10 protein-coding genes are annotated in these 12,766 nt (G+C 32.3%); 5 read left to right on the top strand and 5 right to left on the bottom strand.

The window, feature by feature from the left end; translation table 11 throughout:
- Positions 1-44 precede the first annotated feature (44 nt).
- Complete coding sequence (locus I6U51_RS21160; RefSeq protein ID WP_211144551.1) at positions 45-818, top strand: hypothetical protein; 774 nt, start codon at positions 45-47, stop codon at positions 816-818.
- A 191-nt stretch (positions 819-1,009) separates the two neighbouring features.
- Here I6U51_RS21160 and I6U51_RS21155 read toward each other — a convergent pair whose 3' ends face one another.
- From I6U51_RS21155 to I6U51_RS21140, 4 genes are all read right to left on the bottom strand, one after another.
- Entirely contained in the window at positions 1,010-2,392 is a 1,383-nt protein-coding gene (locus I6U51_RS21155) for a sigma-54 interaction domain-containing protein (RefSeq protein ID WP_211144550.1), read from the bottom strand.
- Between the two features lie 146 nt (positions 2,393-2,538).
- On the bottom strand, positions 2,539-3,807 hold the full coding sequence (locus I6U51_RS21150; RefSeq protein WP_211144549.1) for an MFS transporter: 1,269 nt from the start codon (positions 3,805-3,807) through the stop codon (positions 2,539-2,541).
- A gap of 31 nt (positions 3,808-3,838) precedes the next feature.
- The gene (locus tag I6U51_RS21145; protein ID WP_211144548.1) at positions 3,839-5,167 is read right to left on the bottom strand and encodes an acetyl-CoA hydrolase/transferase family protein; all 1,329 of its coding nucleotides are present in this window, start codon (positions 5,165-5,167) and stop codon (positions 3,839-3,841) included.
- A gap of 45 nt (positions 5,168-5,212) precedes the next feature.
- On the bottom strand, positions 5,213-6,031 hold the full coding sequence (locus tag I6U51_RS21140) for an alpha/beta fold hydrolase (RefSeq protein ID WP_211144547.1): 819 nt from the start codon (positions 6,029-6,031) through the stop codon (positions 5,213-5,215).
- Between the two features lie 593 nt (positions 6,032-6,624).
- Between I6U51_RS21140 and I6U51_RS21135 the strand changes: the two genes are divergently transcribed.
- Positions 6,625-7,359: a YoaK family protein gene (locus I6U51_RS21135; RefSeq protein WP_211144546.1), complete on the top strand. Its 735-nt coding sequence runs from the start codon at positions 6,625-6,627 to the stop codon at positions 7,357-7,359.
- Between the two features lie 539 nt (positions 7,360-7,898).
- A complete protein-coding gene (locus tag I6U51_RS25370) occupies positions 7,899-8,795 on the top strand; it encodes an EamA family transporter (RefSeq protein ID WP_211144545.1) in 897 nt (298 codons plus the stop codon).
- A gap of 137 nt (positions 8,796-8,932) precedes the next feature.
- On the opposite strand, the gene I6U51_RS21125 is transcribed toward I6U51_RS25370, so the two are convergent.
- The gene (locus I6U51_RS21125) at positions 8,933-9,466 is read right to left on the bottom strand and encodes a GNAT family N-acetyltransferase (protein WP_211144544.1); all 534 of its coding nucleotides are present in this window, start codon (positions 9,464-9,466) and stop codon (positions 8,933-8,935) included.
- Between the two features lie 399 nt (positions 9,467-9,865).
- Here I6U51_RS21125 and I6U51_RS21120 point away from each other — a divergent pair, with 399 nt between their 5' ends.
- Positions 9,866-10,921: a DNA polymerase IV gene (locus tag I6U51_RS21120; RefSeq protein WP_211144543.1), complete on the top strand. Its 1,056-nt coding sequence runs from the start codon at positions 9,866-9,868 to the stop codon at positions 10,919-10,921.
- Between the two features lie 195 nt (positions 10,922-11,116).
- Positions 11,117-12,532 carry a LysM peptidoglycan-binding domain-containing protein gene (locus I6U51_RS21115; RefSeq protein ID WP_211144542.1) on the top strand — a complete coding sequence of 472 codons (1,416 nt, stop codon included), beginning with the start codon at positions 11,117-11,119 and terminating at the stop codon, positions 12,530-12,532.
- Positions 12,533-12,766 lie beyond the last annotated feature (234 nt).

Below are 12,766 nucleotides of genomic sequence, written 5' to 3'. Positions count from 1 at the left end.
AGGAATGAATGTAAAATAAAATTATATAAAAGGAGAGTATAAAAATGAACAGAAAAAAATTAGTAAGTAAAATAATGACTGCAGTAATAGCTGGAGGTGTACTTCTATCGACAGGAGGTTATGTTTTTGCTAAAAGCAATGTAAGTGGAACAACTGGAGCACATAAAAAGGCTCAAGAAACTAGAATGAATAAGAAAAATCCAACAGATAATATGAAGTCAGAACTTGATAAGCTAGTTACCGCTGGAACTATTACACAGAAGCAAGAAACTAACATAATAAATGCCATGAAACAAGAACAAGCTGACAGGAAGACTGAAATGGATAAAATTAAAAACATGACCGAAGCTGAACGTAAATCTTATTTTGAAAACCAAAAAACTGCAGAAAAAACTAATTTCTTAAGTAAACTTGTAACTGCTGGAACTTTAACTCAAGATCAAGCTAATGCTGTACGAAATGCAATTCATCAAGGACCTGGTAGAAGAGAAGGTGAAGCTAATCCACAGAGACTTAAAACTCAGCTTGATAAGCTAGTTACAACTGGAACTATTACACAAACTGAAGAAAATAATATTCTAAAATATTTAACAGATAAGTATACTGAAAAAAAAGCTGAAATGGATAAGGTTAAAAATATGACTGAAACTGAACGTAAATCTTATTTTGAAAGCAAAAAAAGCACAGAGAAAACTGACTTCTTAAGTGAACTTGTAACGACAGGAATTATATCACAAGATAAAGCTGACGCTATTAAGGCCACTATGCCTACTCCAAAAGATCATAGTACAAAAGATCATAGTACAAAAACTAACTAGAAATTTGCTCAAAAAAGCTCAGAAATTAGATTCTGAGCTTTTAACATTATTTTATCCGATCGCTACCATTGCTAACACCCCCATCTTCTATCAAAGTGGGGGATAAGCACTGCTACGCGCCTGGATAAGTTCTTCTAAGGTTCAGATGGAGAAAGTCATCCTTATAAGCAAACTCCATCTGAACCTAAGAATCACTTGATATCATACTTCTCCAATTTCCTATAGAAAGACATTCTAGGTATTTTTAATTTTTTAGCCGCTTTACTTTTGTTATTATTGCACTCCGCCAGAGCATTTAAAACCATTTCTTTCTCCATATGCATCAAAAATGCATCTAATCCTAACTCATTTACATCATATTTACTCTTAACTGCAGTTTTTAATATATATTCTGGAATATCTGCTTCTACAATATTAGTATCTTCAGCGTTAACACAAATTCTATCAATTACGTTCTTCAATTCCCTAACGTTTCCAGGCCATTCATAGTTTACTAGTATGTTAATACCAGATTTAGAAATTTTTCTGAACATTCCGGAGTTCTTATAAAAGGAATTTAAAAATTTATCTATGAGCACCTCAATATCGCCTTTTCTTTTTCTTAGGGGAGGTATTTCTATAATCAATACATTAAGCCTATAATATAAATCTTCTCTGAATTTTTCTTCTTTAATTAACTGCTCTAAATTTCTATTTGTGGCACAGCACACTCTTACATCTATAGGAATGGTAGTTTTACCTCCTACCCTAACTATCTCTTTTTCTTGGAGAACTCTTAAAATTTTAACCTGCATGTAATAAGGCATATCCCCTATTTCGTCTAAAAATATAGTTCCTCCATTGGCAACTTCAAACTTACCTATACTTCCACCTTTCTTAGCTCCAGTAAAGGCTCCTTCTTCATATCCAAATAGTTCAGATTCTAGAAGATTCCCTGGAATGGCAGAACAATTTATGCTTATAAAGGGTTTATTCTTTCTTAAACTTTCATTATGCAAGGCATGAGCAAAAAGTTCTTTACCGACACCACTTTCCCCTGTGATTAGCACATCTAAATCTACTTTCGCAAATTTTTCAACTTTCTTTTTACACTGTATCATATCCCTACTTTTTCCTATAATATCATCTAGTGTATACTTTGCTGTATTGAATTTTGCTATATGATTTTTATACAGTTTCAATTCTTTATCAAGCGCGTCACATTTTTCTATAATTGACTTCATTTCAGTTATGCCTTCAAAAAGAACCATACCAAATCCTCCAACTACTTGTCCTTCATCATCTAGGATTGGAATTCTATGAACAATAGCATCTTTACCATTAGGAAATTTGTGCTTTATTGCAATATCAGCTTTTTTATTTTTTAAAGTATCCATGAATTTTGAAGTTGGATTTATATCCGTTACCAACTTTCCTATCATTTCTTCTCTAGGGATCTTTAGAAAATCAGCAAAAGCTTTGTTTATATAAATCATTTTCCCATCCTTGTCCAAAAAATCTACCGTAATTGGTATGTTTTCAAAGGCCTGATAGCAAAAATGTAAAAACTCTTTGGAATGTATAAAATTTGACATTCATATCCCCCTTAAAATTCTATCATTTATATGTATCTTTAGGTGACATGCCTTTTATCTACAATTTTTCATTAAGTATAGCAAAAAAATTTTCACATAACAATAAATCTTATTAATTATGTGAAAATTTTATATTCTAATCTAATTTATACAGAAAGATTATTAGTTTTCTTAACATCTATTAAACGTCCTAATATTACTGTAAAAATTACTGCTAATATTAACCCTGCTATACCAGAGTACCAAATTATATTATAACTCTTAGTAACATCGTATATATATGCTCCAAGGTAAATTGCAACGGCTGCTCCAAGGGATCCAAAGGTTGCCATAACTCCGCTAACTGTTCCTAATCCTTTACGTCCAAATAAATCCGCGGCTAGAGCACTAAAAAGTCCATAACATCCTGTATATGAAAGCCCTGCTACAAAAACAAAAGCATAAGTCATTCCCATAGAAGTAGCATTTATTAGCATAAAACCACCAACAATTTGAAGTGATAAAGCAATAATTATTGCTTTTTTACGTTCTATATAGTCTGAAATTGCAGGCCATGCTAACATAGATATAACATTTAAGAACATAGTAGCTGCCAGTGCATTAGTTGCATCGCCTTTACTTATGCCGTTATTAACTAGATGTGGAACTTGGTGTACAGCCTGTGCCCATCCGTTTCCTGCCATAAAAAAGTATGCCAAAAACAGCGCCCAAGCTTTTGGTGATTTTAAGACTTTTACTAAAGTCCACTCTTCTTCATAATTATCTATAGGCTTTGAGGCTGTATTTGCAGCAGCTTCTGCAATAACTTCTCCATCAGGAGTTAACCCTAAATCTTCAGGTTTATTTCTCATTAATAACAATGCAGGTATTATTACAAGCACCCAAGACATAATGGCCATAATCCTAAAAGTACCTCTCCATCCAATTGTATTAAGCCAATCTTTGGATAGAACAGTGAACAAAGCACTACCTAGTGGAGATGCTGCTAATGCTATAGCAAGAGCACGACCTCTTTTTTTAACAAACCAGCGACTTACTGCAGTTGGCCCTGGAACCATGCCCATACATGTACCAGCTACTCCTAAAATAACACCATAGCATAAATAAAATTGAAATGGAGTTTTTATTACAGTCAAAAGATAATATGCTGTACCTGTTAGAAAGCCTCCAAAAGCTAGTGTAGCTTTTACACCTATTTTATCCATTATACGTCCAGTAAAAGGAACTACAATAGCATATATAAACATATTAGCTGATAAAGCACCAGCAACCTGCGCTCTTGTCCATCCTAGATCCTTAAGCATAGATAGCTGTATAACTCCAAAAGCTCCCTTTGTACCGTAAGTGATTCCTACAGAAAGGAAAGCTACAAGGACAATCCACCACCCATAGAAAATTCCTGATTTTTTATCCATAATCAAATCCCCCAATCCTTTAAATAATGTACTACCAAATCATATTCTTTTTTGCTTCAAATCTTAGCCAATCTCTGAAATCTGGGTGGGCAATATTAATTAAAGCAGTTACCCTATCCTTTACAGATAGCCCTCTAAGCCATGCCACTCCATTTTCTGTAACAACATAGTCTACATCATTTCTAGATAAGCTTACAATTGACCCAAGCTTTAAAAAAGGAACTATCTTTGAAATTGTTTCTTTTTTACCTTCAGCATTGGTTATTGTAGTAGTTGAATGCATAGCTATAACAGATTTCCCACCTTTAGATCTCTGTGATCCTAGTACAGTGTCAGCTTGTCCTCCAGTTCCTGTATATTGTATGTTTCCTATGGATTCTGAACAGCACTGCCCAGTAAGGTCAACTTCTAAAGTAGCATTTATAGAAACAAATTTGTTGTTCTTTCCAATTATATAAGGATCGTTAACCCAGGAGCCTGATTTAAATAAAACCGTTGGATTGTCATCTAAATAATCATAAAGTTTTTTATTACCAAAAGCAAAGGCGCATACTGATCTACCATTATAAAATCCTTTCTGTGAATTATCTACAGCCCCACATTCTATAAGCCCTGCCATAGATTCCGTAAACATTTCTGTGTGAATTCCAAGATGTTTTTTACTTCTTAATTCTGCTGCTACTGCATTTGGAATGTTTCCTATTCCAAGCTGAATAGTAGATCCATCTTCAACAAGCTCTGCAATATTTTCTCCTATTTTTCTGTCCACATCTGTGTAAGGTACCAGCTGCACCTCTGGAATAGGACGGTTTGTTTCAACAAGTGCTTCTACTTCACTAATATGCACAATATTATCTCCAAAGGTTCTAGGATAATTTGGATTAACCTCACATATCAGTACTGCGCCATTTTCTATTAATTCTCTTTCATATATATTGCTTATGGAAAGTGATAAGTATCCATGTTTATCCATAGGTGAACATGTTGTAAATAGCACTTTCCTCCTTCCTTGTATTCCATATAATTTTTTCCATACTGCTATATGAGCATGTTGTGGGGTACAAGTGGCATTCCCTCTTTTTTGAGCATCTCTTAAGGCTTTAGTAAAATACCAGCCATGAACAAATATGTTATCTTTATATTGAGGATTATTTATAAACTCATAATTTTTCATTGGCAGGCAATTTTGGAGCTCAACTCCAGTTATACCATTAGCGCTTATAGTATGCAGTTCATCTAGCAATGCCATAGGCTCCGCTCCCGCCTGAGCAACAAATATCACATCCTTAGACTGAATCAAGTTTAATGCTCCCGCTATACTCTTTACCTTACTGTTATAAATTTTCTGAACATCTTTCATTTTAAATACCTTCCTCTCTATAATCTAATCATTACTTATAAATCATTAAACTATTTTGAACTCTTCATTGCAGCAGCTTAAAAATCCAAGAACCAATGAAGAAAATTCATAAGGTTTCTCATACATAGATGCATGACCTGCCCCTTTTATTACTGCCATTTTTGCACTCTCGATTTTTTTATATATTTCTTCTTGAAATCTTACAGGCAAAAGTGAATCATACTCTGCACCAATAACCAAGGTTGGTACCTTTATTTTATGCAGATTGTCTCTTACGTCGTATTCTAATGAGCTGTTATTAAGTCTTCTAAATCCCTCATACCATTCAGCAGTGAGAGCTTTTTGAAATAACTTTTCCCTATCCTTCAACCACTGTATATTGTCTTGGTAGAATTCTGGGGAATATATATGAGGCATAGTAGCATTAAAAAAAATGGAACCATCATGAGTAGCTGCTGCCATATCCCAACTTGCTCCTATATCTTTCAATCCATTAAAGGTATAGCTAGTGGTATTAGCAAGTATAAGGCTATTTAATCTTTCTCCATATTTTATTGCAAACTGTATAGCTACCTCTCCTCCATATGACACACCTACCATGTTAACCTTTTCAAAGTTCAGCTTATCAAATACTTCTTTGAGAAACTCAACATGCATATTTTGAGTATAGTTTTCTTCAGCCTTATCAGATTGACCCATATCAATAAAGTCTATTAGAAAAAGCTTATAATTTTTTGAAAAAGCCTTTATAAATGGAATCCAACTTGCAGTACTCATCATTATGCCATTTAATAGTACAAGAGGCTCCCCTTCTCCATAGGTTTCATAATAAACATTCTTATTACGAATTGAAATTTTGGTCATATTACCTTCCCTCCCTTGTTATTTTTCATATATAATTAATAAGCAAAATGCGTGCCACTGTCTATTCTAGATATATCAAGGCTTCTGAAGGATTTTTGCAACAAAATGGTACACGTAAAATTATTGTATTCTGCAAAACCATCTATAAATCACATGTATAATTTTCTTTACAGCCATACTATCTCAATAAACATGCTAATATAACTTTAATATGTACCAACAGGATACAGATTGCTCGTTACTGGTACATCTACATATATAATTCATATACGTACTTGAATCTTATCTGCTGCAATTTCAATACCCTCCATAGCACTGGCTCCAATAACGAACAGTGAAATGAAAAACCCTATGGTAGAACTAAGCTTAATCTTCCATAGGGATAAGAATATGAAACAATATACAAATTTAAAGAAAAGCATAGTATTTATTATAATAATTAGCTAATATATTTCACTATATTTTGCAAACCAAGAAATTTATCCTTTGATTAGATTATACATATTTCTAAATTAGCAGTATAATAATTATTATCAATTGATTTTAAGTGAGCTTATAAAATTACATTTTCATAGAAAGGGGTTATTCGAATCTTGCTTACTAACTATATAGGTAGACTTTACAAGAATAAAACAAAAATACATCTAAATAATTCTACTGCTGAATCTGTTCATCTTGGAATACTTCTTGCATTGGTTGGAGGATTTTTAGATGCTTACACCTTTATTGAAAGAGGTGGCGTTTTCGCTAATGCCCAAACGGGAAATATAGTGTTATTTGGAGTAGAAGCTTCAAGAGGAAATTGGAGACAAGCTCTTATAGCTCTTCCTCCTATCTTTGCATTTGTATTAGGAGTAATAATTTCTGAATGGACAAAAAAAAGGTCTTCCTTACCTTTCATAAAGGATCCAGCAAAGGCTATTTTGATTCTTGAGATTGTAATTCTTTTTATTATAGGTTTTATACCTAGGAATTTTCCAGACGAAGTTGTAACTGTTACAATTTCCTTTGTTTCTTCACTACAAATTTCCTCATTTAGGACGCTGGTTGATTCTCCATATAGTACAACCATGTCCACTGGTAATTTACGCTCAGCATCCTATGCAGCTTATATTGCTTTCACAGAAAAAGACACTAAGGCAGCTATTCGAGCTCTTCGCTACTTTACAATCATATTTTCATTCTTATTAGGAGCTTTTTTAGGTGGCTTACTAATATTTTCTATTGGAATTAAATCAATATGGGCAGCATCGTTGACATTGATTTTTTCGGTTATTTTATTTGATATAGATGAACGACTTGCTAAAGAACCCTTACCTGATAAGTAAGGGTTCGAATTTTATCCTTGCTATTTCTCATTATACCGATAAATTTTTAATATATGACTTTAAAAGATTTTTCATTATATCTAAATCCAACACCCTGAACTCTTCCAAAAACTTGAATAAAATACCTATGCACAAAATTCACCTTTTCCCATAATTTATACTCTTCAATCTATTTTATTATATAAGTAAAATACCATTTCACATATTATACAAATATAAGCTAATCTTTACAATATTATAAATATGTTAAATAGTATTTTTTAGTTTACTTTAGATTCAAGTTTACGTAATATTGCAATTGTTGACCAAATAATTATTCTTATCCAAATAATTTTGTAGACATATATTACCTCAAACCTTAGAATATAATAGTGAGTTTAAGTTACAACAAGAACAGAAGACGGAGGTTAAAGTCCTAAATGGACTTTAACGGGTAATTTTGGTAACTCTTGAACGGGAGCGAAAATCTTAAGTTACTCAGTGCTCGAAGGGGAACGAGCAAAATTACCCAGTGTTCCGACTAAAAGGAGGAATATTTTGTGTTACAATCACATTTAGGAGTATTAGCTGCACTTGCAACAGCGTTATGTTGGACAGTTACTGCAGTCGCCTTTGAATCCGCTGGGAAAAAAGTTGGTTCTTTGTGTGTAAATCTAATAAGACTTCTTATAGCCTTTATATTACTTTCAATATTTAATTTTTTTACTAGAGGAATGATTTTACCTATAGATGCATCAGGCTATACATGGCTATGGCTTCTTTTATCAGGCTTAATCGGCTTTGTTTTGGGAGATTTGTTTCTGTTCCAAGCTTATGTGGAAATTGGTTCACGTATATCCCAGTTAATAATGTCCATAGTGCCGCCAATAACTGCAGTGACAGGTTACATACTAATGGGAGAAAAAATAACACTACTGGGTTTTTTAGGAATGACTATAACAATTATAGGTATTGCTCTTGTAATACTAACCAAAGGTTCCGATGATAAGAAAATTACCTTTTCTCATCCTATAAAAGGATTAACCTATGCTTTTTTAGGTGCATTAGGACAAGCTTTTGGCCTTGTTTTCAGCAAATTTGGAATGGGATCCTACAATCCTTTTGCTGCTACTCAAATTAGAATTATAGCAGCAATCTTTGGCTTTTGCATTGTTGTTACAGTAAAAAAACATTGGAGAAATATCTATACATCCTTAAAGGATAAGAAAACTATGAAAAATATAACCATTGGTTCATTTTTCGGTCCCTTTATTGGTGTATCTTTATCTTTATTAGCTGTCCAGCATGCGCCTACAGCTATTGTTTCAACAATAACTTCTATAACACCTATATTGATCATACCCGCATCAATCTTTGTGTTTAAAGAGAAAATAGTTCCAAAAGAAATATTTGGCTCTGTTATTGCTCTAATAGGTGTTGCATTACTATTTTTATAAACAGAATTCTTAGCTTTAGATGGAGTTTATATTTCTACCAAAATAACTATAAATATAAAGGACTATTTCTAAATTTATGTTTTAGAAATAGTCCTTTATATTTATAGAATTTATATTAATTCAAAATTGACAGCTATCTAAAGGATTAAGCTCATCATAACTGTATTATAATAAACTCCATTTATATAGTTTTCTTTCTTTAATATACCTTCTTCTTCAAATCCTACTTTCTTATATAAAGCTATTGCACGGTCATTATCTTCTCTAGTTACAAGACTTATTTTTTTAGTTACACCATTTGAATTTGCCCACTCTATAAGATAGTCCATAATTTTTCTGCCTAAACCTAATCCACAGAATTGCTCTGATATCACTATTCCAAAAGTTCCTACGTGCTTGTATCTAGCTTTTTGATTAGAAGTAATAGATGCTATACTTATTATTTTATCCTCAATTGTTGCTACCAATATTATTGAATTATTTTCTGTTGCTGTAGATTCTATAAGCTTTTCATAATCTTTTAAAGGCATTTTAAACTCATTTTTTCCGAATGAAAGAAAATCAGTTTCTCCTCCTACCAAATTATAAAAGTCTATCATAGATTGAGCATCTTCCTTTTTAGCTTCTCTTAAAATAACTTCTTGTTTATTTTTTAAAGACAATTTTTTCATATTTCTTAATCCCCTTAAAATTAGTATTATTATAATTTTACTATCACTTAATAAATTTCACAATAGCTGTAATTTGTTAAGTAAAAATAATTTTATTTGTGGATATTATGCACTTAAAAATTCGATAATGTGGCATAACAAAAAGTATTAATCTTATGGAGTGCGCAAAAAAATTACTATAAAAATCATATAGTGAAGCAAACAAACGTTCTCTTTCTCCTCTTTATATGATATAATTAGGTTTATATGAATTTGAACCACTTTATTTTTAGAGGTTAAAGTCCTAAATGAACTTTTACGGGTAACTTGTGAGCGGAAGCGAAAATTTTAAGTTACCTAGTTCCCGAAGTGAAACGAGCAAAATTACCCGATGTTCCGACTAAAAGGAGGAAAATACGGATGGAAAGAGTTATTCTACATGTAGATATGGATGCTTTTTTTGCTTCTGTTGAAGTTATAGATAATCCGAAATTAAAGGGAAAACCTGTTATAGTCGGAGGTATTTCAGAAAGAGGAGTAGTTGCAACCTGCTCCTATGAAGCTAGAAAATATGGTGTAAGAAGTGCCATGCCGGTATATATAGCTAAGGCACTTTGCCCTAATGGAATTTATCTTCCTACAAGAATGGCTAGGTATAAAGAAATATCTGAAAAAATATTTCAGATATTTTATAAAATAACTCCCTATGTAGAACCACTGAGTATCGATGAAGCTTATCTTGATATTACTGAATTAAAAAAAGATCCTGTTTCAGTAGCTATGTATATAAAAGAAAAAGTTAAAAACACTACAGGCCTTACTATCTCTGTAGGAGTTTCTTACAATAAGTTTCTTGCAAAACTTGCTTCTGATTGGAATAAGCCAAATGGTTTAAAAATTATAAGGTCAGATATGATACCAAAGATTCTCTTACCTTTACCTGTAAGTAAAATCTACGGATTAGGCAAAAAATCCGCTGAAAAGCTTAATGCCATAGGTATATTTACCATTGAGGAATTACATCACCTTCCAGAAGAACTTTTAACTGAATTCTTTGGTAAATATGGTGTTGAAATATATAAACGAATTAGAGGGATTGACAATAGAAAAGTAGTAATATCCAGAGAAAGAAAATCTATTGGCAGAGAAACTACCCTTAGAAGTGATACTAATGATAAAAAAGAATTAGAAGCTTATATAAAAAGCTTTTGCAGCTCTATATCCAAAACTCTAATAACTAAAGGCTTAAGCGGAAAAACTATAACTTTAAAAATAAAGACCTCAACCTTTGAAAATCATACTAAGAACAAGACCTTACCAATGCATATATCAAAGGAAGAGGATATTCTAAGAGAGGCTTTAGAAATATTATATTCCATAGACTTTCAAGAAAAAATTAGACTTATAGGGGTGTCTGTTTCTTCATTAGAAGAAACAAAACTTCAGCAGCTTACTTTATTTAATTCTGATTTTTAGTGACAAAGATCGTAAGAATCATTTATGTCTATTCCAGTAGATCATGATTTAAAATTAACTAGTATTTCTAAAAAGCTCAGAAATTAAATTCTGGGCTTTTAAATATTTTTATTAAACTACTATTTATCTAAATCTTCATTTTTCTTATATTCTACGCATAAGCTATAAATGTAAATTAAAATTTGGAGGTTATAGATGCTTATTCATGTAGTAAAGCCAGGTGATTCACTCTGGAAAATTTCAAATTACTATTATGTATCTATAGAAAAAGTAATAGCTGTTAACGAACTTCAGAATATAAATCAGTTAGTCATTGGTCAGGCATTAGTAATTCCAACAGAAGACTTTTTGTATACTGTAAAATCAGGTGAATCTTTATGGAGAATTGCACAAACCTACGGGATCACTGTTCAGGAAATTATAAAAGCAAATCCAAATGTTAATCCTAATTCTATCTACCCTGGCATGAAACTATATATACCTGCACACAGACATACAATTAGTCCAGGAGAGACTCTATGGGAAATTGCACAAGATTATGGAGTTTCTCTCGAAGCTTTGTTACAAGCAAACGAAATTAGTAATCCCGCTATGGTATCTCCAGGCACAACAATAGTTATTCCTCGCACCCAAAAGCCTAGTATATATGTAAATGGATATGTATATGATTTTAGTAATCAAAATATCTCAACTATAGAAAAAGAAGCTAGGCATTTAACATATCTAAGTCCTTTTGCATATAGAATACGAGAAGATGGAAGTCTTGAGACAATCGAAGATGACGCAATTATAAGACTAGCTTATTCTGTAAATGCGGTACCAATGATGTCTATCACAAACTTTACTTCCACTGATCTTGGTCAAAATCTTGCTCATATTGTTCTATCTAGTGTTTATATTCAACAGAATTTATTTACAAACATAATTAATATAATGAAAACAAAAGGATATAGAGGCATAAATATTGATTTTGAAGGTGTACTACCTGCTGATCGTGAGCTCTACAATCAGTTGCTTCAACGCCTGGTAACTCGCATGCATAGAGAAGGCTTCTTTGTTTCAACTGCCTTAGCACCAAAAGTTAGTGCAGAGCAGCAAGGCACACTATATACAGCTCATGATTATGCTGCACATGGAAAAATTGCTGACTTTGTTATACTTATGACCTATGAATGGGGATATCGACTAGGGCCACCTCAACCAATTTCACCATTAAATGAAATAATACGTGTTCTAGATTATGCAGTTTCTGTTATTCCAAGAGAAAAAATTTATTTTGGTTTTCAATTATACGCTAGGGATTGGCTCCTTCCTCATGTACCTGGTCAAGAAGCTGAAACTTTCAGTATGCAAGAAGCTGTATCAAGAGCAATAAAATATAATGCTGCTATAAAGTATGATTCGCTATCACAAACACCATATTATAACTATACAGATTCTCAAGGAAGACAGCATGAAGTATGGTTTGAAGATGCCCGTAGCGCTCAAGCAAAATTCGATACAGTAAAGAGTTATAATTTAGGAGGTATAAGTTATTGGGCACTAGGCTTTCCATTCCCACAAAATTGGGCTTTGCTTAGAGATAACTTTAATATTCGCAAACTAATTTAGAATTCAATTTATGGGTTGTCATTCCAGACTGAGCTAATAGTAAGATTTTTTTCTAAAATAAAAGCCTCTAAAAGGTTAAGAAATATAGGAATGACACCTATTTATACCTCCCTATGTAAATTTTATAAATTAATTTTTATTTGTATCGTACTTAAGGGTTACTCTATAAGCAGAATATATAAATTTATAAATTAAAATAAAAAAGAAGCACCTTATAAGATGCTTCTTGGTGGC

This window comes from Clostridium aciditolerans (assembly GCF_016316925.1).
GTDB lineage: Bacteria > Bacillota > Clostridia > Clostridiales > Clostridiaceae > Clostridium_AM > Clostridium_AM aciditolerans.
This window is presented reverse-complemented; position numbering and strand designations above follow the sequence as displayed.

What these genes read in the sequence shown, in the direction of transcription:
- I6U51_RS21155 (WP_211144550.1), bottom strand. Translation starts at nt 2,392, where the DNA reads ATGTCAAATTTTATACATTCCAAAGAGTTTTTACATTTTTGCTATCAG.
- I6U51_RS21115 (WP_211144542.1), top strand. Translation starts at nt 11,117, where the DNA reads ATGCTTATTCATGTAGTAAAGCCAGGTGATTCACTCTGGAAAATTTCA.
- I6U51_RS21120 (WP_211144543.1), top strand. Translation starts at nt 9,866, where the DNA reads ATGGAAAGAGTTATTCTACATGTAGATATGGATGCTTTTTTTGCTTCT.
- I6U51_RS21150 (WP_211144549.1), bottom strand. Translation starts at nt 3,807, where the DNA reads ATGGATAAAAAATCAGGAATTTTCTATGGGTGGTGGATTGTCCTTGTA.
- I6U51_RS21160 (WP_211144551.1), top strand. Translation starts at nt 45, where the DNA reads ATGAACAGAAAAAAATTAGTAAGTAAAATAATGACTGCAGTAATAGCT.
- I6U51_RS21125 (WP_211144544.1), bottom strand. Translation starts at nt 9,466, where the DNA reads ATGAAAAAATTGTCTTTAAAAAATAAACAAGAAGTTATTTTAAGAGAA.
- I6U51_RS21145 (WP_211144548.1), bottom strand. Translation starts at nt 5,167, where the DNA reads ATGAAAGATGTTCAGAAAATTTATAACAGTAAGGTAAAGAGTATAGCG.
- I6U51_RS21140 (WP_211144547.1), bottom strand. Translation starts at nt 6,031, where the DNA reads ATGACCAAAATTTCAATTCGTAATAAGAATGTTTATTATGAAACCTAT.